Here is a 19,683-nt window from a genome sequence, read left to right as displayed (position 1 = left end):
CTATCCTAAATCTAGGAGTTCATTGCTTCGGCAAGCTTATTCAGCCTACCGCGCACGGAGCCATCGATCACGAGATCGCCAGCTCGAATAAGAACGCCACCCAAAAGCTTTTCATCGACAGTTGTGTCGACTTTGACATCGCGTTCCAATTTGTTTTTCAGAACCTGCACCAGGGTCTGTTCAGTTTCTTCGGACACTTCAAATGCCGAATACACCTGTACTTCTACCGTACGTTCCTGATTTGCCTTGTACTGTTCGAACATCACAGAAATCTGCGGAAGCAGCGTCAGCCGCTTGTTGCTCGCCAGAATATTGACGAAGCTGCGACCGTTGTCATCCAAACTGTCGCCGCACACATCAATCAGCGATGTAGCTAGCTGCTCAGCAGTTTCTGCGGGGTTATTGAGTACCTGACGCATAGTTGCATCACGGGTAACCGCAGCCGCCATTAACAGTTGCTCAGACCATGCAGCCAATACGCTGTTATCGCGGGCGTACTCAAACGCGGCGCGGGCATAGGGGCGTGCAATTGTGCTTAATTCAGCCATTGCCTACCGCCTTACAGCTCTGCTGCCAGTTTATCGACCAACGCTGAATGGCGTTGATGATCGATTTCGGCACCCAATACTTTCTCAGCACCGGCCAAAGCCAGGGCAGCTACCTGTCCGCGCAGTTGCTCACGGGCTCGGTTAACTTCCTGATCAATATCTGCCTGCGCAGCTTCCTTCAGGCGATCACCCTCAGTAACAGCTTGTTGCTTGGCTTCTTCAACCAGTTGATTAGCGCGCTTGTTTGCTGAATCAACAATGCCTGCCGCTTCTGTTTTAGCTTCCTTGAGACGCTCTACAGCTTTCTCTTGAGCCAATTCCAGATCATGGCTAGCACGGTCCGCGGCCGCCAGGCCGTCAGCTATTTTTTCTGCACGTTCTGCCATAGCTGCCAAAATCGGCGGCCACACATACTTCATGCAAAACAGCACAAATACGGCAAAAGCCAGCATTTGACCAATAAGCGTAAGATTTATATTCACGCCCTGCTCCTCACAGAATACCTGTCATAGTCGTGCCACCGACAAGGTGGCACAGGGATTGTTCGGTTGCTTATCCAGCAACAACGAAGATCAGGTACATCGCAATACCAACACCAATAATGGGGATCGCGTCTACCAGTCCAGCGCCCAGGAAGAAGGTCACCTGCAGTTTAGGTGCCAGCTCTGGCTGACGAGCAGAACCTTCCAGCAATTTACCGCCGAGAATGCCCACACCAATAGCAGCACCCAGGCCACCGAGGCCCATCATGATTGCGGCAGCAACGTATATTAATTCCATGGTTGTCTCCTAGTTAATACAACAAAGTTTAAGTGGTTGTTAATGATCTTCATGAGCCATGCTGAGGTAAACCACAGTCAGCACCATGAATATGAAAGCTTGTAACGTAATTACCAAAATATGGAATATTGACCAGCCTAGTTGCAGTAAACCCGCTGGCAACATCCACATCACACCCGCACCGTACAAGGCGGCAATCAGGATAAATATCATCTCTCCGGCATACATGTTGCCGAACAACCGCAGGCCCAGTGAAAATGGCTTAGCCAGCAGGCCAACAACTTCCATAAACAAGTTTACGGGGATGAAAAGAGGGTGGTTGAATGGATTCATGGTTAATTCTTTAACGAAACCCATGCCTTTGATCTTGATGGAGTAGTAGATCATCAACACGAACACGCCAACTGCCATACCCATGGTGATATTGACGTCGGTAGAAGGCACAATTTTCTGATATTCAACGCCTGCTAGCATCAGTAACCAGGGAATCAGGTCAACCGGTATAAGATCCATGAGGTTCATCAGAAATACCCAGACAAAGATTGTCAGGGCAAGGGGCGCAATTAAAGGGTTACGACCGTGGAAGGTATCTTTGACATTGCTGTCGACAAACTCGACGACCATTTCGGCGATATTCACAAACCCGGAAGGAACGCCGCTGCTGGCTTTAACCGCAACACGGCGGAACAAGAAGCAAAACACCAGACCCAGGCCAATCGACCAGATCATGCTGTCTACGTGAATGGCCATGAAGCCCATTGCTGCGGCTTCAGCACCACCGTGTGCAAACGTCCATGTATCCGCAGTTAGTACTTCGGAGTGTCCATCACTACCAATACGTTCAAACCCAGCCGGCAACTTCCCGTACGTGAGGTTCGTAAGGTGGTGAATAATATATTCGGATACTGTCTGACCTTCAGCTGCCATGTAACCTAACTCTCAGTCCCGTCAACAAGGATCGGCTATTTCAGTAGCCACCACGATCCCACTATTTGAATCACTAACATCTCACCGTAACCGGCAAACACTGCTCCGCCTGATATCGGCCTGACCAATGCAAAAACTGCTGCAAACCCGCTCACGGTTAGTACAAACTTGGCAACTTCACCAGAGTAACTGGCCCTGGCTATGTGAGTAGCAGAGCGAGCACCCCGATACTGAAAAACACGCCACGCAAACCAAGCCTGCGGTAATACTGCTATTAACCCGCCATAAAACACTGAATCAGCTACAACCGGGTAACCCGCTAAACGCACAAACCACCATGACAGCGCCAGGAGAAGACACTGACCTACGGTGATTCGATATACAGGTGGTCTGGGTAAATTCAAGCCATGCTCTCTGAATGTAATTCCAGACCCGCTGCGCCTCGATTCAGGCGCGCGGAATTATAGGGGTTAAGGCGATCCTATTCAACCTCAAAGTAGATTGTTATAGCGGTATTTGCGCAGATTTTGGCGTCACGTTCAGGACAATTGGCGGCAGTTTAGAAACGAGGTTTAGAGACAATCGCTTATTTAGTGGATGCCTGAAAATCGGCCACTACATACTGTGGTACACGCCAAAATAATCTACTTAATGTGTTTGAGAATACCGTCCAACTCAGCTAAAGAATTGTAGCTGAGTACCAGCTTACCTTTGCCCTTGGATGTATGTTGAATTTGCACTTTGGCACCGAGTTTCTGTGACAATTCATTCTGTAGGGACGTGATATTGGGGTCTAACGGCGCTGTCGCCTTGGTGGGCTTACCCGTCTCCATTTGTAGACGACGCACCATGTCTTCAGTCTGACGTACCGATAAACCCTTGCTGACCACCTGAGCTGCGGCAGCTGATTGCTGTTCTGTAGGTAAACCCAACAATGCTTTGCCATGACCCGTTTCAAGATCACCGTGCTCTAACATCACACGCACATCATCGCGCAGCGACATGAGTCGCATCAGGTTGGTCACGGTACTACGACTTTTGCCGACTGCATCCGCCACTTGTTGCTGAGTCAGCTCAAATTCCTGCTGCAGTCGCATCAGCGCAGCAGCCTCCTCAACCGGGTTAAGATCTTCGCGTTGAATATTCTCAATCAGTGCAAGCACTACCGCAGCTTCGTCAGGGACTTCACGCACTACAGCGGGAATAGTATCCAGCCCGGCTAATTGGGTAGCCCGCCAGCGGCGCTCTCCCGCTATGATTTCATAGCGATCACCGGCAATAGGCCGCACTACTATCGGCTGCATAACCCCTTGTGTGCGAATAGAGGCGGCCAGTTCTTCCAACGCAGCCGGGTCCATATCGCGTCGTGGTTGATACTTGCCCCGCTGGATTAAATCCACCGGTATATCTTTCATGTTGTGGTTGTTTTCACCACTGTCTTTTTCGGGTGTAGCTGACAATGCATCAGCGCCACCACCACCCAAGAGGGCGTCCAGGCCCTTACCTAATCCACGTTTTTTACCTGCCATCAGCTTTGTCCAGTCGCAACAGCTTGATCTACGACTTCCTCTCCTCTGCGTAATATTTCCCCGGCCAGTGCCAGATAAGCCTGGGCACCTCGAGATTTAGCGTCATAGGCTATCACCGGCATACCAAAACTCGGTGCTTCTGCTAGCCTGACATTGCGTGGTATTACCGTGCGATAAACGCGATCGCCAAAATGACTGCGCAATTGCTCTGACACATCACGCGTCAAGCTATTCCTCGGATCGTACATGGTCCGCAACAAACCTTCGATAAATAAACCGGGATTAACACTGGATGCGACCTGTTCAATGGTATCAATCAGCGCGGTCAGACCTTCCAGCGCATAATATTCACATTGCATAGGTATCAGCACACTGTCGGCGGCCACCAGGCCATTTAACGTCAGCATATTCAACGATGGTGGACAATCAATCAGTACCCAATCGTAGTCATCTTCAGCCACCAGCAAAGCCTCGAGTAAGCGTCTCTCGCGGTGCTCCAGGGCCAGCAGCTCTACTTCTGCGGCAGTAACGTCACCATTGGCAGGCAGCACATCATACCCTCCGGTCTCTGAGCGCTGACGTACTTGAGCAACCGACATGCCCTGTACCAAAATATCGTAAACAGAATGTTCCAGGTCGTATTTATCAACACCGCTGCCCATAGTCGCATTGCCCTGCGGATCGAGGTCAACTAACAATACTTTTTTACGGGTAGCCGCCAGCGAAGCCGCCAGATTGACAGTGGTAGTGGTCTTGCCTACGCCACCTTTCTGATTGGCGATAGCCAGCTTTTTAGCCAATGTATTCCCCATTCGAGTCGTTATGTGGACTCAGTTCGATAAGATGACGTTGTTCGTTTAAACCAGGTACATCCAGAGCGTGCGCTGCCACCAGTGTGCACTTATCTGCCACAGCGGCAAGCTCTGACTGCGGATATTGACCTTTCATGGCTAGATAACAACCGTTATCGAGGCAGAGGTGCTGACAACACTCAACCATATCTTGCAGTGAGGCAAAAGCACGAGATATCACAGCATCATAACGCTGTGAAGGAACAAAAGATTCCGCACGTTGATTATGAACCGATATATTATCCAAGCTGAGTTCGGTTTTCACCTGAAACAAAAATCGTGCTTTTTTACCATTACTGTCCAACAGATGAAACTCTCGCTGAGGGAATAATAACGCCAGCGGAATACCCGGTAATCCTGCCCCAGTACCTACATCCAACACACGCTGCATGTTCGGACGCAGGTAAGGAGCACAAGCCAGGCTATCGAGAAAATGCCTGCTTACCATCGCCTCAGCGTCGCGCACAGCTGTCAGATTGTAGGCCTTGTTCCAGCGCAACAACAACTCGAGGTACTGTTCCAGTTTGGTAGCTAGATCACCGTCGCTGTCCTCAATTTCCAGGGCTTGCAAACCCTGCCGCAGCAGTTTTCCAGCTGCCGGACTATCATGCGCCAGAGTATCAGGCACTCAATCGTTCCAGTGCACCGCGTTTCTTCAGGTAAATCAGTAGCAGAGAAACCGCCGCCGGCGTTACGCCTGGTATTCTTGATGCACGACCGAGAGTTTCAGGACGCCCCTCAGACAACTTAAGTTTGATCTCGTTAGACAAGCCTTCAATCTCATTGTAATCAAGCTCTGGCGGTAAACTGGTGTTTTCAGAACGTCGCAAACGATCTACTTCATGTTTTTGACGATCAATGTAACCCGCATACTTGGCTTGAATCTGGACTTGTTCTGTCACCTGCGAGTCAAGCGCCGGATCGTCTGGCATAACCAGATCGGTATAACGTAATTCTGGTCGCTTTAACAAATCTGCCAAGCTGTATTCACGCTTCAGAGATAAGTCATGGTTGGTTTCCAGTTGCAGCGCCTGCGCTGAACCAGGCTGTACCCAGGTTGAAGTCAAACGTTGGGTTTCCAGCGCTATGCTTTCTTTTTTGCGACTGAAGCGCTCCCAGCGTTCATCGTCAACCAGTCCAAGTTCACGGCCGAAGGGTGTCAAACGCAGGTCAGCGTTATCTTCTCTCAATAACAGACGATATTCCGCGCGGGAGGTAAACATTCGGTAGGGCTCCATAGTGCCCATAGTGATCAAGTCGTCGACCAGTACCCCAATGTAGGCTTCGTCGCGGCGTGGACACCAGGCTTCACGCTCCTGCACCTGCAACGCTGCATTTAGCCCGGCTAACAAACCCTGTGCTCCAGCCTCCTCGTACCCAGTGGTACCGTTAATTTGTCCGGCGAAGAACAAACCAGACACGGCTTTGGTTTCAAGTGAGTAACGCAGATCTCTGGGGTCAAAGAAGTCATATTCAATGGCGTAACCGGGTCTAGTGATATGCGCGGCTTCAAAGCCGACGATGGAGCGGACCATCTGAAACTGGATATCGAAAGGCAGGCTGGTGGATATGCCATTGGGGTATAGCTCGTTGGTGGTTAGGCCCTCAGGTTCAATAAATACCTGATGTGAGGTCTTGTCAGCAAAACGGTGAATCTTGTCTTCCACCGCAGGACAATAACGCGGTCCCGTACCTTCGATAACCCCGGTATACATGGGAGAGCGATCGAGCCCCTGACGGACAATATCGTGAGTTCGCTCGTTAGTGTGGGTAATCCAACAGCAACGCTGTTCCGGATGCTCGCTAACATCGCCCAAAAATGACATAACGGGTAGCGGCGTATCGCCCCACTGTTCTTGCAAAATATCATAGTTAACACTGCGGGCATCAATGCGGGGGGGAGTCCCCGTTTTAAGGCGTTCGACCCTGAACGGCATTTCACGTAGACGATCGGCCAAAGCGATTGAAGGCGGATCCCCGGCGCGGCCTCCCGCGTGGTTATCCAGACCGATATGAATCTTACCGCCCAGAAAGGTGCCTGTAGTCAAAACCACCGTTGGTGCTAAAAACCGCAATCCCATTTGAGTGACGACACCTTCAACGCGTTCGCCATTGACTATCAAATCATCGACGCCCTGCTGAAATATATGCAGATTGGGTTCTGCTTCAAGCAGGCTGCGTACCGCATTTTTATAGAGTACGCGATCAGCCTGTGCTCGAGTTGCGCGCACGGCCGGACCCTTGCGCGAATTCAGGATACGAAACTGAATACCAGCGCGGTCGGTCGCTTTAGCCATGACACCGCCCAAGGCATCAATTTCTTTAACCAGGTGGCTCTTACCGATACCGCCAATCGCGGGGTTGCAGGACATTGCCCCCAAGGTATCAATACTGTGCGTCAACAGTAGAGTTTTACAGCCCATACGTGCAGCTGCCATGCAGGCTTCAGTGCCAGCGTGACCACCGCCAATCACAATTACGTCGTAACGCATCTGGTAATCCATAAGCTGTGACTCGTGGGGGCTAAAAAAGGGCGGGCATTATATAGGTTGAACGGTTCCTGATCAAAATTTGTTCAATGGTGTTCTTGGTTATTATTTATATTAGTTAATATATATATGTATGTAGGTAAGTATATAGATAATTATAGCTGTTATTATAGGGGCAGCCATTTTCTGTTGATAACCCTTTTTTAGTTATATAAATCAGTGGTTTATGGGAAGTATAAGCATACGTAAAAGGGCGGTATCAAGCGCTGATAAGGTGTGTATCCATTGGGGATAAATCAGCCTTTTTCACGCGGCCGTTTTTGCTTATCTGATATCCACTGACTTGTACCCTGGTGCATCAAGGTGTTGTGCACAGCTTGGGTGTCTTTTGGACTCATGTGTTTATCAGTTGTGTAGCAGTTGTTCAGTTCCTGTGTATAAGGTGCTGAAACTATTTGCCGATGCAAAAGCTGGAGAATATCTCACCCAGTAAATCATCGCTGCTGAAGCTACCGGTGATAGTGCTGAGGTGGTTTTGACAGAGCCGGAGGTCTTCAGCGAGCAATTCGCCAGCGCCCTGGCTCAATAGTTGAGCTCGACCCTGGTTCAGACTGTCGAGTGCGGCTTGCATAGCAGTCAGGTGGCGACGTCGAGCACTGAACTGACTGCTCTCTGAAGAGTGATAACCAGCGCTATCCTTCAGATACTGCTTAAGTATATCGATACCGGCACCGGTCTTGGCACTTAGATGGATGACCGGGTTTGGCTGAGTGTTATCGAGCTGTGGGGTGACTGCACTGAGATCACATTTGTTGCGAATGATGGTCAATGGTGGGAGTTGTTCCAATTTGGATCCTAGCTTCGCCTGCAGTTCTAGTAATAACCTATCTCCGGGTGTCGGATCAGCACTGTCTACGATGAGTAGAATATGATCTGCTGTTTCCATCTCTTGCCAGGCGCGGCGGATGCCTTCTTGTTCAACAGTTTCCGCGTCGTCGCGTAATCCCGCAGTGTCAACAATATGCAAAGGCATGCCATCAATCTGAATTTGTTCGCGCAGAACGTCGCGTGTAGTCCCCTCAATGGGTGTCACAATGGCGCTGTCCTGTCCGCTAAGCTGGTTAAGCAAGCTGGACTTTCCAGCGTTGGGTTTACCAGCTATTACCAGCTTCATACCGTTTTGAAGCAAGCTTCCCTGGGATGCGCTAGCGAGCACTTGCCGATGCTGTTCGATAATGTCGTCAAGTTGGCTAATGACATTACCATCGCTGATAAAGTCTATTTCCTCTTCAGGGAAATCTATAGCCGCTTCTACGTAGATTCTTAGCCCGGTGACTAAACGTACCAGCTGATCAATCTCAGTGGAGAAGGCACCTTGCAACGATCGATTGGCGCTGCGCGCAGCGGCCACCGTAGTGCTATTAATTAGATCAGCAATAGCCTCAGCCTGGGTCAGGTCTATTTTGTTGTTAAGGAAAGCGCGCTCAGAGAACTCTCCGGGTCTGGCAGGTCGGGCGCCGGCACTGCAACAAGCTTGTAGTAACAAATCGAGAACAACAGGACCTCCGTGACCCTGTAATTCCAGCACGTCTTCACCGGTAAACGAGTTAGGCCCTGGAAAGTATAAGGCAATGCCCTGGTCTAGAGGTTCTTGTTCGTCGGGCAGGTAGAAAGCACCGTAGTGAGCCATGCGCGGTGTCAGTTCAGCGCGACAGATGGCGTTGGCGATGGAGTTAACAGCGGGGCCCGACACTCTAACAATACCAATGCCGCCGCGCCCAGGCGCAGTGGCGATAGCGGCTATGCTATCGCCTTCAATAGAGGTGCCTTCAATAGAAGCGCTGGCTGAAGTGTCTGCTGACATAGTCTTCAGTGCACTCCTTGATCAGGCCTTTGCGGCGCCTTTTTCTATCTGCTTGGTAATAATGTATTGCTGGGTAATGGAGAGCAGGTTGTTAGCTACCCAGTACAGGACCAGCCCGGCTGGGAACCACAGGAAGAAGAAAGTGAAAATGACGGGCATCCACTGCATAACTTTGGCCTGCATGGGGTCAGGCGGCGGCGGGTTAAGTTTTTGCTGAAACCACATACTCACGCCCATGATGAGCGGTAATATAAAATAGGGGTCCATTACTGAGAGGTCGTTAATCCACAGATAAAAGGGTGCCTGACGCAGCTCTACACTTTCCATCAAGGTCCAGTACAGGGCAATAAACACCGGCATCTGAACTAAAATGGGTAAACAACCACCTAGTGGATTTATCTTTTCTTTCTTGTACAGCTCCATCATAGCCTGGGACTGTTTTTGTTTGTCCTCGCCATAGCGTTCTTTGATTTCGACCATCTTGGGTTGAACGCGACGCATGTTTGCCATCGAGCGATAACTGGTTGCGGACAGCTGGAAGAATGCTGCCTTGATTAGCACCGTTAGCAATATGATGGCTACACCCCAGTTGCCTACCAGTCCGTGAATCTTGGTGAGCAACCAGAACAAAGGCTGTGCAATCCACCATAACCAGCCATAGTCGACGCTGAGGTCCAAATATTCAGAGATTTCTGCAAGCTTGTACTGATCTTTAGGTCCTACATAAAAACTGGCTTTGGCAACACCGGTCTCGCCCGGGTCGATTACCAACGCGGGGCTGGTAAAGCCACCAATATTAAAGCCGCTACGAGTAACACGGGTGCTATAGGTGTGAGTCAGGTTGGGGTCAGGAATCCATGCAGTAAGAAAATAATGCTGGATCATGGCTATCCAGCCGCCGGGCAACTGTTTCTTAAAGGGGCTCTCAGCCATGTCTTCAAAATCAAATTTTGTGAAGCGTTCATCCGGTTGAGTCAGAGCGGTACCCAGAAAAGGCATCATACCCATGCCGCTGGAATTGTCTGCAGACGGGTCGTCACTGCTGTCACGCTTGATTTGACCGAACAGGTTGGCTTCCCAGCGTGCTGAGCTGTTATTGGATATCAGATATTCGATATCAACCAGATACTCACCGCGGTACAGAGTGAAGCGCTTGGTAACGGTTACAGCGTCGTTCTCTGCGTAAATAAGATCGACTTGTAAGCTGTCCTGGTCCAGTGCCAGATTATAGTTTTGTTGTGCTGCGACGAAGCGAGCGCGGGTTTGACCGTCAATACCATTGGCACCGACCAGCCCGCTCTGGGCTACATACAAACGCTGTTCGTCTCGTTGCAACATAACAAAGGGTATTTCAGGTGTGTCGATGCGGGCGTGATATTCGGTAAGTCCGCTATAGATAATGTCGCCGCCGCTCAGATCAATTTGTAGCTGTAATACATCGGTGTTGATGCTGATGATGTCGTTTGCGGAAGCGGTAAAGCCGCTGGGGGCAGTCTCGGTGGTTTGTTCAAGGGCGACAACACTGGGTAGCTCGTCGCTGGGTACCTGTGGTGCACTGGTTGCGGATGGAATTTCCATCGCAGCGTTCCCATTTGACATAACAGATTGCTGTGAGCTGGTATTGAGCGTCTGGCTCGCTATCGCTGGCGGTGGTGCCTGTTCTGCCTTGAAATTAACCCACTCGGTCAACAGCATAAAAGACAAGGTGGCCATGACGCCGATGAGTAATAAACGCTGAATATCCATAGATATAATTACTGTCCAGATGTCGGTGGTGGCACAGGGTCAAGCCCACCTTCGTGTAATGGGTGGCATTTTGATAGACGTCGTATAGCCAGATAGCTGCCTTTGAGCACGCCATACTCGGCGATAGCTTCTTCGGCATAGTGGGAACAGCTGGGATAGAAACGACAGCTGTCTCCCAGTAGAGGGCTTATCAGAAAACGATAGACCTTGATCAGAACAATAAAAAATCTGCGTATCATGTTGTGGCCGTTAGCTTCTGCCATTGCTGTCGCAATATAGTGGATACTTCTTCATTATCCAACACATCTATTCCTCTGCGGGTCAACAATACAACATCAAAGTGCGGTTGGCCTTCAGGTCCGGTCAATCTGGCCTGATGGCGGAAGAATTCCCTCGCTAATCGCTTAATGCGATTGCGCTGGACAGCGAGCTTCACGTTTTTTTTAGCTATCACCAACCCAAGCCGGTAGTGATCCAGTTCATTGGCGGTCGCCAGCAACAATAAGTGACGATGTGAAGCCTTACGCTGGGACTGATCAAAGACCTGTTTATAGTCAGCGGCAGTTAGCAGCCGCAGCTCCCTGCTAAAGCGATTGGCACCCATTAGTCCGGAACCGGAAGATGCCAGGATATCGGGAATTAGGCAGAAAGGCGTTTGCGGCCTTTGGCACGACGACGGTTGATCAGGTGGCGTCCGCTCTTGGTTGCCATACGTGAACGAAATCCGTGGGTACGCTTGCGCTTTAAAACGCTGGGTTGAAATGTTCTTTTCATGACAGTTAATCCTGAGGTAAATAGAGCAGGCCGATGGCACGCAAAAAGGGCGCTCATTTTAGAGAAACAGAGCCTCAAATACAATCGCTTAATTAGACTCATTTAGTATCGGCTCGAGTGGCTCAAACACCCTGATGTGTGGCGACAGCGAATCTGGCGGCAGCCATTGAATACACTGGGCTGCTGCTATCAATGCACACTTTTTCCAATACATATTAACAGTTTATCCACAACCTTTTGTAGGCTCAAAATAGTGTGATATAACTCCTGTATGCTTGCCAAACACGATTATAAGTAATTGAAAAACAACAATAATAATATTTATTTGCTTTCTTATCTAATTGTGGATAACTTGCATTCTCAGAGCCGGGGGAGCACGTGATAGCTGGATTGCAGATTTATCTGTGGAAAAACTGGGTTGGTACCGTGTTTTGCATCCACTAAAGCGAAAGCCATACATAATCGAAAGAATAATAAACAGGGGTTATATCATTTGGTGTGTTCTCTACCTGCTGTATAGATAGTGGGTAATGTGAGTGCCTGATAGATAACAATTAAATAGTGACACCAATTTCTTACCTAAAATTTATACCGGTCATGACGGTTGTAATGCGATCTGAGTTGTCTTTGGTATCCGACGGAGATACACGTGTCTGAACCGGTTTGGCAACAATGTATGGATTGTTTGCAGGAAGAACTGCCGTCTCAGCAGTTTAATACCTGGATCAGGCCGCTGCAGGCAGCCACCGACGGCGACGAGCTGCATCTGCTGGCACCCAACCGTTTCGTCAAGGAGTGGGTAAACGACAAGTTCCTGGAGCGCATCAGTGAACTTGTTCGAGAGCTGGATCCGATGACAGGCTATGACGTGGTGCTCGACATAGGTAGTGTGCAGGCGCGCAAGCCACTTAATGAAGCACCGCAGCCAATTGCTGCCTTTACACCGCGCAACGGACATAGCCTGGCACCACGTAGTGATAGCCCTCCACGGCAAAATGGCGGCGAGCGTGTGGTTAGCCAACCGGTTTCCGGCGCAATGATAAATCGCGGCATGCATACTCGGCCAACGGTTGGCGGGCATCGTAAAGTAGAAGTAGAGGGGGCTATTCAGCATCAGAACTATCTGGTTGAGAACTACACCTTCGATAACTTTGTCGAAGGTAAGTCTAATCAATTGGCATTAGCGGCGGCAGGCCAGGTAGCCGAGAACCCCGGAGGTTCATATAATCCACTGTTCTTATACGGTGGTGTAGGGTTGGGTAAAACCCACTTGATGCACGCAGTAGGTAATGCTCTGCTGCAAGACAATCCGCAGGCGAAAGTTGTTTACTTGCATTCGGAGCGCTTTGTCGCTGATATGGTCAAAGCACTGCAGCTCAATGCTATTAGTGACTTTAAGCGGTATTACCGTTCCGTAGACGCATTGTTGATTGATGACATACAGTTTTTTGCTGGCAAGGAGCGTTCTCAGGAAGAGTTTTTCCACACCTTTAATGCTCTGCTTGAGGGCGGCCAGCAGATGATATTGACCTGTGATCGTTACCCCAAGGAAATTAACGGACTGGAAGAGCGCCTCAAGTCGCGTTTCGGCTGGGGTCTGACGGTTGCAGTAGAACCACCGGAGCTAGAAACCCGGGTAGCCATTTTGATGAAGAAGGCGGCTCAGGCGCGTATCGATTTACCTCATGACGCGGCCTTTTTTATTGCTCAGCGTATTCGCTCTAATGTACGAGAGCTAGAGGGTGCGCTGAAGAGGGTGATAGCGAGCGCTCACTTCATGGCGAAACCTATAGACGTTGCATTGATTAAGGAGAGCCTTAAAGACCTATTGGCGCTACAAGATAAACAGGTCAGTATGGATAATATTCAGCGTACCGTAGCGGAGTATTATAAGATTAAGGTTGCTGACCTGATGTCCAAGCGCCGCAGCCGTTCTGTGGCCCGCCCCCGGCAGGTAGCTATGGCGTTGTCAAAGGAGTTGACCAACCACAGCTTGCCAGAAATAGGCGACAGTTTTGGTGGTCGTGATCACACTACCGTTTTGCACGCGTGCAGAAAGATTAAGGAATTGCGGGAAACTGATTCAGATATACGTGAAGACTATAAGAACTTTTTGCGGTCCCTGACGACCTGACACTGTTGACGTTGAGCGGCAGTGAAAAAGTTAACCAGATAACCTGATATTGGAAACTAGAAGATGAAGTTTGTAGTAGCAAGAGATGCATTGTTAAAGCCTTTGAACCTCGTGGCCGGTGTGGTCGAGCGCCGCCAAACATTACCGATTCTGGCCAATGTATTATTGGTACTTGACGGTGACCGACTGTCGCTAACGGGTACTGATCTTGAGGTGGAGTTGGTCGGTCGTGTGCAATTGACAACCGCTGGTGAGTCTGGCGAGATTACTGTCCCGGCGCGCAAATTTGTCGATATTTGTAAATCCTTACCGGAAGGCTGTGATATCGAATGCAAGCTGGACGACGGCAAGCTTATTGTCCGCTCAGGTCGTAGCCGTTTTACGCTGGCAACACTGGCCGCCAGTGAGTTTCCGCGGGTGGAAGACAGTATTGGAACGCAAAAATTTGAGATTAAGCAGGGCGAGCTCAAGCGTCTTATTGATCGTACCGCGTTTGCTATGGCACAACAGGATGTTAGATATTACCTCAATGGCATGCTCTGGGAATTAACCGCAGAGCAGCTGCGTGTGGTTGCAACGGACGGACACCGGTTGGCTATGTGCACCTTGATAAAGCCGCTTAATGTAGACACCGAGACTCAAGTCATTCTGCCGCGTAAGGGTGTTTTGGAGCTGGCCCGGCTGTTGCAGGATGAAGATGCTGACGTAGCGGTGGTGATTGGTAACAACCACCTGCGCGCCACTACAAACGACTTTACCTTTACCTCAAAGCTGGTTGACGGCAAGTTTCCTGAATACGATCGTGTGTTGCCACGAGCTCCCAGCAAGATAGTGATAGGTTCCAGACTAGATCTGCGCCAGGCCTTTGCCCGTACAGCGATTCTGTCTAATGAGAAGTATCGTGGTGTTCGGTTACAGCTATCCGATCAGAACCTGCAGATATTGGCGAACAACCCCGAACAGGAAGAAGCCGAAGAGGTTGTCTCCGTTGACTATGCGGGTGATAGCCTTGAGATAGGCTTTAATGTCAGCTATCTGCTGGATGTTCTTGGCGTGCTCAATGAAGACCAGATTAAGTTGTCACTATCTGACAGTAACAGCAGTGCGCTACTAGAGGAATCGAAGGACGGCGACTCACTCTATGTGGTCATGCCAATGCGGCTATAAGCCCATCATTCATCTCGGTCAGTGTAAATTCTCATGAGAACCAATGGCCCTTAAGCGCCTCGATATTACAGCGGTGCGTAACCTAAAGCAGGTCAGCGTCCGTAACCTGGGCGTAACGAATGTCTTTTTTGGTGAGAATGGTGGTGGTAAGACCAGTATTCTGGAAAGCGTATACCTGCTGGGCATGGCCCGTTCCTTTCGAAGCAGTCAGATTAAGCCGGTTATTCAGCACGGCATGCAGGGCTGCTCGGTCTTCGGCGAACTAGCGGGAAAGAATGGGCGACATGCTGCGGTAGGTATCACCCGCGATCGCACTGGTTCGGTGAAGATTAAGGTTAACGGTGACGCGATCACTACCGTGTCTGCGCTCGCTGAGCAGCAGCCGATGCAGATTCTTCATGCGCAGAGCTTCGAGTTGCTAACCGGTGGCCCGATAGAACGCCGGCGCTTTCTGGATTGGGGCGTGTTCCACGTGGAACATCGCTACCAGAAAGCCTGGTCTTTGTTTCAGAGGTGCATAAAACAGCGCAATAGCTTGCTTCGTCATGGTAAAATCAGCGCTGGCGAGCTAGAGCCTTGGTCGCAGCAGTTGGTTCAATCGGGCGAGAAGATTGACGAATGGCGGCAGGCTTACTTTGCGGAGCTTATAGCAGTGTTCTCAGGCTTACTGAAGCGTTTGGCGCCGGAGCTACCCCTTATGGAGCTCAGGTACAGACGGGGTTGGGACAAGAAGTTGACTCTACAAGCTGCTCTGGAGAGCAGTCTGGCGTCGGATATTGAACAAGGGTATACGCATATAGGCCCTCAACGGGCGGATATCCGTGTAGTTTGTGATGGTCATGATGCTGGCAGCATGCTGTCTCGGGGCCAACAAAAGTTAGTCGTCTGTGCCTTGAAGTTGGCTCAGGGCCAGATTCTCTCGAGCCAGAAGGGTACGTCATGCATCTATCTGGTAGATGATTTGCCCTCAGAGTTGGATGCTGAGCATTGTCGGCTTGTTTGCGAGGTGCTTAGTGGATTGAACGCTCAGGTGTTTATCACCTGTGTAGATCCTGCAGAGTTGCTGGCCAGTTGGCCGGGTCTTGATGTTGGGGGCTCGATGTTCCACGTGGAACAAGGGCAGGTTACGAGACAAGAACAAGAATACAAAATTAATAGTTAGTTCGGAGTGATAAATCACTATGAGTGAAGAGCAAATTTACGATTCGTCCAGTATTAAGGTACTGAAGGGCCTGGATGCAGTTCGCAAGCGCCCCGGTATGTATATCGGCGATACCGATGATGGTACTGGTCTTCACCATATGGTGTTTGAACTCGTTGATAACTCCATCGATGAGGCGTTGGCCGGGCATTGTGAACGGGTAACCGTGATTATCCATCCGAATGAATCTGTTTCAGTATCAGATGATGGTCGAGGAATTCCTACAGAAGTGCATGAAGAGGGTGTCTCAGCGGCGGAAGTGATCATGACGGTACTTCATGCGGGCGGAAAATTTGACGACAACTCCTACAAAGTCTCCGGCGGATTGCACGGTGTAGGGGTATCAGTGGTGAATGCGCTTTCCGAAGAACTCACATTGACCATTCGGCGACAGGGTAAAATGTACGAACAGATATATCGGCATGGCGTACCAGATGCGCCTTTGGCTGTTATTGGAGACACTGAGGCTTCGGGCACAGAGGTCCGCTTTAAGCCTTCTGCGGAGACATTTACCAGTATTGAGTTTCACTTCGATTATCTGGCCAAGCGTTTGCGTGAGCTGGCTTTCCTGAACTCTGGGGTTTCCATACTGCTTAAAGATGAGCGCTCGGGTAAATCCGAAGAGTTTTTCTATGAGGGTGGTCTGCGTGCTTTTGTGGATTATCTCAATCTCAATAAGTCTGCGGTTAGCCAGCCTTTCTATTTTCAGGAGACGCAGGACGATATGGGTGTAGAGGTGGCATTGCAGTGGAATGATTCTTACCAGGAAAATATTCTTTGCTATACCAATAATATTCCGCAGCGCGATGGCGGTACACACTTGGCCGGGTTTAGGGCAGCTTTGACGCGTAACCTGAATGCTTATATAGAACGAGAAGGCTTTACTAAGAACGCCAAAGTGGCCACAACGGGTGATGATGCTCGCGAAGGTTTGACGGCAATCATCTCAGTCAAAGTGCCGGATCCCAAGTTTTCTTCACAGACCAAGGACAAGCTGGTGTCATCTGAGGTGAAGACCGCGGTTGAACAATCAATGAACCGCAGCTTTGGTGATTACCTGATGGAAAATCCACAGGAAGCCAAGGCTATAGTGGGTAAAATGCTGGACGCTGCCCGGGCACGGGAAGCGGCGCGAAAAGCGCGAGAAATGACACGGCGTAAGGGCGCACTGGATATAGCCGGTCTGCCAGGCAAGTTGGCGGATTGTCAGGAGAAGGACCCGGCACTGTCTGAGATCTATCTGGTAGAGGGTGATTCTGCGGGCGGTTCAGCCAAGCAGGGCCGTAATCGTAAGTATCAGGCGATTCTGCCGCTTAAGGGTAAGATTCTTAATGTGGAGAAGGCGCGCTTTGATAAAATGCTGCAATCAGCTGAGGTCGGTACCATTGTGACGGCGCTAGGCTGCGGTATTGGCAAGGAAGAGTTTAACGCCGATAAGCTGAGATACCACAGCATTATCATAATGACCGACGCAGATGTTGACGGCTCTCACATTAGAACACTGTTGTTGACCTTCTTTTTCCGCCAAATGCGCGAATTGTTGGAGCGAGGACATATTTTTATCGCTCAGCCGCCGCTGTATAAGGTGGCCCGGGGCAAGAGTCATCAGTATTTGAAGGATGATGACGCACTGGATCGACACCTCACACAAGGCGCATTAGAGAATGCCGCGTTATACGTGAACCCTGACGCTCCGCCTATAAGCGGAGAGGCCTTGGAGGCTTTGGTTACCGAGTATCGCAAAGTTACCGCGACTATTGATCGTCTGGCTCGGCTCTATTCGGCTGAGGTGTTATGGCAGATGGTTGAGCAGCCGACTCTGACCGTAGCTCATTTAGAGGATGAAGCTCTTGTGACTAGCTGGGCAGAGGACCTTAAGCAGTTGCTGGCTGGCGTAGCGAGTAAAGGCAAGGCCTACGATGTTGTCGTTCGTCGCGATGCCGAGCGTAATCTGTATTACCCGGTGGTTAAGTTGATTTCGCACGGTGTCGATTATGAGACGGAGTATCAACACGAATTCTTCGGCTCGTCGGAATACCGCAGTATCCGCGAAATTGGCGATAAGCTCTTCAATCTCATAGAAGCTGAAGGCTATATCAAACGCGGCGAGAAAGTTCTGGAAACCCAATCGTTCCCGGAGGCCCTGAAGTGGCTGATGGCTGAGGCGGCGCGTGGCTATTACATTCAGCGCTATAAAGGCCTGGGTGAAATGAACCCTGATCAGTTGTGGGAAACCACTATGGATCCGGAGTCGCGTCGTATGCTGAAAGTTACGATTGATGATGCTATTGCCGCTGACCAGATATTTACCACGTTAATGGGTGATCATGTAGAGCCGCGGCGGGAATTTATAGAAGAGAACGCCTTGTCGGTGGCTAACCTGGATATCTAGCACCAGCGTAGACATAAAAAAGCCCGCCAAATGGCGGGCTTTTCAATTACTGGGCCACTATCTATTTAGGCGTTTTTGCGTCGGGACCATCCCAGACCAGCAAGGCCTATGCCAAAAAGGGCGAGTATAGTCGGCGTAGGTACTACCGCCTCAACAACGATAGCGTTCAAGGGATAATAAGTACTAGTGGATCCTGCTACTGTGACGTCAATTGCATTTAAGCCGTTGAGCCGGACCTCGCTGAATACAGTTCCGCCAGCCTCCAATGTTGCTGAGCCCCACCTATCGGCTCTGGAATTTGTTAGCGATTGCTCCAACGCTCCTGCCAATGTAACGGAGAATATGTCTTCAAAGGACTGATTGTCTCCGATTAAGGAATAGACACGGACGCTATAAGTCAGTGATGGATTCAGCCCATTGAATGTCGTGGTTAGCGCGCCTGGACCGAAGAAGATGTCGTTTGCTGCACCAATAAGATAGGGGTCTGCTGCCTGTCCGTTCCATCCGTTTGATGCTGAATCATTGTTATAGCCACCCCCTTTGCCTGCCCCTGCGAAACTGATGGACACTCCATCAATTATGGCACCGTCGCCGTGGCGTTTGACGGTACCTGCATCGATGTTCGAAACACCATTATCAGTTTGGTTCCAGTCGAGCAGTGACCCGCCGTCTCCGTCACCTGCCGACGAAAAATCGAGCTTAATAGCATCGCCGACCATAATGGGACCCGCAATCAAAGGAGCGGAGGTTAGAGAAAACGTTGCCATCAAACTTATAGATGTGGCAATGCGCATTAATTTCATAGTGACTCCGGGTAATCGAAAGTGAAAATTATTTTCTCAATATCAATGCTCTTAATGCACAAATCATGCCCTTTATAATTAACCTATATATTTCAGAGGGTTACGATCTATCATTAGAACCACTCAGGACTAAATCTTGGGAAGTGTAAAATTCTTTGACACATTAGGCCCCATATTCAGTTTCGAAGGTCTCTATCCCTTTTAGTCCAATCGAATTCTTGCGTTGACCGTTAGCGCTCTATAAAGACTCATTCGTTTGGTGGCTGTTTTCATCTCACGCAGGGCATTTGAGTTTGTGAACGCTCTTGCCTTGTTAAGTGAGATTGTCACACAAGTGACACCTGCCAATAACAGTACTGTCATTTTGCCGGTCTAGCATGCCTTTTTAAGAGACGAGTCAGAGAATCTGGCTCAGGTGGCTTAGTTGCACAAACGCAACCAAGCACACAACGACTCAATAATTGGCACAAGGCATAAG

19 protein-coding genes are annotated in these 19,683 nt (G+C 49.9%); 4 read left to right on the top strand and 15 right to left on the bottom strand.

Going from position 1 to position 19,683, the window contains the following annotated elements; translation table 11 throughout:
- Positions 1–11: 11 nt before the first annotated feature.
- The 14 genes from EYC98_RS03765 to rpmH form a co-directional block, all read right to left on the bottom strand.
- On the bottom strand, positions 12–548 hold the full coding sequence (locus tag EYC98_RS03765; protein ID WP_279243965.1) for a F0F1 ATP synthase subunit delta: 537 nt from the start codon (positions 546–548) through the stop codon (positions 12–14).
- A gap of 11 nt (positions 549–559) precedes the next feature.
- Positions 560–1,030, bottom strand: coding sequence for a F0F1 ATP synthase subunit B (locus EYC98_RS03760; protein WP_279243964.1), 471 nt, complete (start codon positions 1,028–1,030; stop codon positions 560–562).
- A 70-nt stretch (positions 1,031–1,100) separates the two neighbouring features.
- On the bottom strand, positions 1,101–1,328 hold the full coding sequence (gene atpE, locus EYC98_RS03755; RefSeq protein WP_009575319.1) for a F0F1 ATP synthase subunit C: 228 nt from the start codon (positions 1,326–1,328) through the stop codon (positions 1,101–1,103).
- Between the two features lie 39 nt (positions 1,329–1,367).
- A complete protein-coding gene (gene atpB / locus EYC98_RS03750) occupies positions 1,368–2,255 on the bottom strand; it encodes a F0F1 ATP synthase subunit A (protein WP_279243963.1) in 888 nt (295 codons plus the stop codon).
- Between the two features lie 35 nt (positions 2,256–2,290).
- Complete coding sequence (locus tag EYC98_RS21720; protein WP_420887160.1) at positions 2,291–2,659, bottom strand: ATP synthase subunit I; 369 nt, start codon at positions 2,657–2,659, stop codon at positions 2,291–2,293.
- Positions 2,660–2,899: 240 nt separating this feature from the next.
- On the bottom strand, positions 2,900–3,784 hold the full coding sequence (locus EYC98_RS03745; protein ID WP_279243962.1) for a ParB/RepB/Spo0J family partition protein: 885 nt from the start codon (positions 3,782–3,784) through the stop codon (positions 2,900–2,902).
- A complete protein-coding gene (locus EYC98_RS03740) occupies positions 3,784–4,584 on the bottom strand; it encodes a ParA family protein (protein ID WP_279243961.1) in 801 nt (266 codons plus the stop codon). Before EYC98_RS03740 ends, EYC98_RS03745 begins: the two co-directional genes overlap by 1 nt.
- Positions 4,577–5,263: a 16S rRNA (guanine(527)-N(7))-methyltransferase RsmG gene (gene rsmG, locus EYC98_RS03735; protein WP_279243960.1), complete on the bottom strand. Its 687-nt coding sequence runs from the start codon at positions 5,261–5,263 to the stop codon at positions 4,577–4,579. The genes EYC98_RS03740 and rsmG overlap by 8 nt, the downstream gene beginning before the upstream one ends.
- Positions 5,256–7,139, bottom strand: coding sequence for a tRNA uridine-5-carboxymethylaminomethyl(34) synthesis enzyme MnmG (gene mnmG / locus EYC98_RS03730; RefSeq protein ID WP_279243959.1), 1,884 nt, complete (start codon positions 7,137–7,139; stop codon positions 5,256–5,258). The genes rsmG and mnmG overlap by 8 nt, the downstream gene beginning before the upstream one ends.
- Before the next feature lie 436 nt (positions 7,140–7,575).
- Positions 7,576–8,988 (bottom strand): tRNA uridine-5-carboxymethylaminomethyl(34) synthesis GTPase MnmE, encoded by a 1,413-nt coding sequence (mnmE, locus tag EYC98_RS03725; protein ID WP_279243958.1) that lies wholly within the window; start codon positions 8,986–8,988, stop codon positions 7,576–7,578.
- Positions 8,989–9,009: 21 nt separating this feature from the next.
- Positions 9,010–10,734 (bottom strand): membrane protein insertase YidC, encoded by a 1,725-nt coding sequence (gene yidC, locus EYC98_RS03720; RefSeq protein WP_279243957.1) that lies wholly within the window; start codon positions 10,732–10,734, stop codon positions 9,010–9,012.
- Between the two features lie 8 nt (positions 10,735–10,742).
- Positions 10,743–10,973, bottom strand: coding sequence for a membrane protein insertion efficiency factor YidD (gene yidD / locus EYC98_RS03715; RefSeq protein WP_279243956.1), 231 nt, complete (start codon positions 10,971–10,973; stop codon positions 10,743–10,745).
- Complete coding sequence (gene rnpA, locus EYC98_RS03710) at positions 10,970–11,338, bottom strand: ribonuclease P protein component (RefSeq protein WP_279243955.1); 369 nt, start codon at positions 11,336–11,338, stop codon at positions 10,970–10,972. The genes yidD and rnpA overlap by 4 nt, the downstream gene beginning before the upstream one ends.
- A 35-nt stretch (positions 11,339–11,373) precedes the next feature.
- Positions 11,374–11,508, bottom strand: coding sequence for a 50S ribosomal protein L34 (gene rpmH, locus EYC98_RS03705; RefSeq protein ID WP_279243954.1), 135 nt, complete (start codon positions 11,506–11,508; stop codon positions 11,374–11,376).
- A 676-nt stretch (positions 11,509–12,184) separates the two neighbouring features.
- Here rpmH and dnaA point away from each other — a divergent pair.
- From dnaA to gyrB, 4 genes are all read left to right on the top strand, one after another.
- Positions 12,185–13,642: a chromosomal replication initiator protein DnaA gene (gene dnaA, locus EYC98_RS03700; RefSeq protein WP_420887167.1), complete on the top strand. Its 1,458-nt coding sequence runs from the start codon at positions 12,185–12,187 to the stop codon at positions 13,640–13,642.
- Between the two features lie 63 nt (positions 13,643–13,705).
- Positions 13,706–14,809, top strand: a complete 1,104-nt coding sequence (gene dnaN / locus EYC98_RS03695) for a DNA polymerase III subunit beta (protein WP_279243952.1) — start codon at positions 13,706–13,708, stop codon at positions 14,807–14,809.
- A 43-nt stretch (positions 14,810–14,852) separates the two neighbouring features.
- Positions 14,853–15,971, top strand: coding sequence for a DNA replication/repair protein RecF (gene recF / locus EYC98_RS03690; RefSeq protein WP_279243951.1), 1,119 nt, complete (start codon positions 14,853–14,855; stop codon positions 15,969–15,971).
- A 19-nt stretch (positions 15,972–15,990) separates the two neighbouring features.
- Positions 15,991–18,402 (top strand): DNA topoisomerase (ATP-hydrolyzing) subunit B, encoded by a 2,412-nt coding sequence (gene gyrB, locus EYC98_RS03685; protein WP_279243950.1) that lies wholly within the window; start codon positions 15,991–15,993, stop codon positions 18,400–18,402.
- A gap of 65 nt (positions 18,403–18,467) precedes the next feature.
- Here gyrB and EYC98_RS03680 read toward each other — a convergent pair whose 3' ends face one another.
- Entirely contained in the window at positions 18,468–19,205 is a 738-nt protein-coding gene (locus tag EYC98_RS03680) for a PEP-CTERM sorting domain-containing protein (protein WP_279243949.1), read from the bottom strand.
- Positions 19,206–19,683: the final 478 nt, after the last annotated feature.

Source organism: Candidatus Litorirhabdus singularis (genome assembly GCF_026262625.1).
In the GTDB taxonomy this organism is placed as follows: Bacteria; Pseudomonadota; Gammaproteobacteria; order Pseudomonadales; family Halieaceae; genus Litorirhabdus; species Litorirhabdus singularis.
This window is presented reverse-complemented; position numbering and strand designations above follow the sequence as displayed.

Coding starts and splice junctions, on each gene's coding strand:
- EYC98_RS03680 (WP_279243949.1), bottom strand. CDS start 19,205: ATGAAATTAATGCGCATTGCCACATCTATAAGTTTGATGGCAACGTTT.
- mnmG (WP_279243959.1), bottom strand. CDS start 7,139: ATGGATTACCAGATGCGTTACGACGTAATTGTGATTGGCGGTGGTCAC.
- gyrB (WP_279243950.1), top strand. CDS start 15,991: ATGAGTGAAGAGCAAATTTACGATTCGTCCAGTATTAAGGTACTGAAG.
- yidC (WP_279243957.1), bottom strand. CDS start 10,734: ATGGATATTCAGCGTTTATTACTCATCGGCGTCATGGCCACCTTGTCT.
- yidD (WP_279243956.1), bottom strand. CDS start 10,973: ATGATACGCAGATTTTTTATTGTTCTGATCAAGGTCTATCGTTTTCTG.
- recF (WP_279243951.1), top strand. CDS start 14,853: ATGGCCCTTAAGCGCCTCGATATTACAGCGGTGCGTAACCTAAAGCAG.
- atpB (WP_279243963.1), bottom strand. CDS start 2,255: ATGGCAGCTGAAGGTCAGACAGTATCCGAATATATTATTCACCACCTT.
- EYC98_RS03745 (WP_279243962.1), bottom strand. CDS start 3,784: ATGGCAGGTAAAAAACGTGGATTAGGTAAGGGCCTGGACGCCCTCTTG.
- dnaN (WP_279243952.1), top strand. CDS start 13,706: ATGAAGTTTGTAGTAGCAAGAGATGCATTGTTAAAGCCTTTGAACCTC.
- atpE (WP_009575319.1), bottom strand. CDS start 1,328: ATGGAATTAATATACGTTGCTGCCGCAATCATGATGGGCCTCGGTGGC.
- rnpA (WP_279243955.1), bottom strand. CDS start 11,338: ATGGGTGCCAATCGCTTTAGCAGGGAGCTGCGGCTGCTAACTGCCGCT.
- EYC98_RS03765 (WP_279243965.1), bottom strand. CDS start 548: ATGGCTGAATTAAGCACAATTGCACGCCCCTATGCCCGCGCCGCGTTT.
- dnaA (WP_420887167.1), top strand. CDS start 12,185: ATGGATTGTTTGCAGGAAGAACTGCCGTCTCAGCAGTTTAATACCTGG.
- rpmH (WP_279243954.1), bottom strand. CDS start 11,508: ATGAAAAGAACATTTCAACCCAGCGTTTTAAAGCGCAAGCGTACCCAC.
- mnmE (WP_279243958.1), bottom strand. CDS start 8,988: ATGTCAGCAGACACTTCAGCCAGCGCTTCTATTGAAGGCACCTCTATT.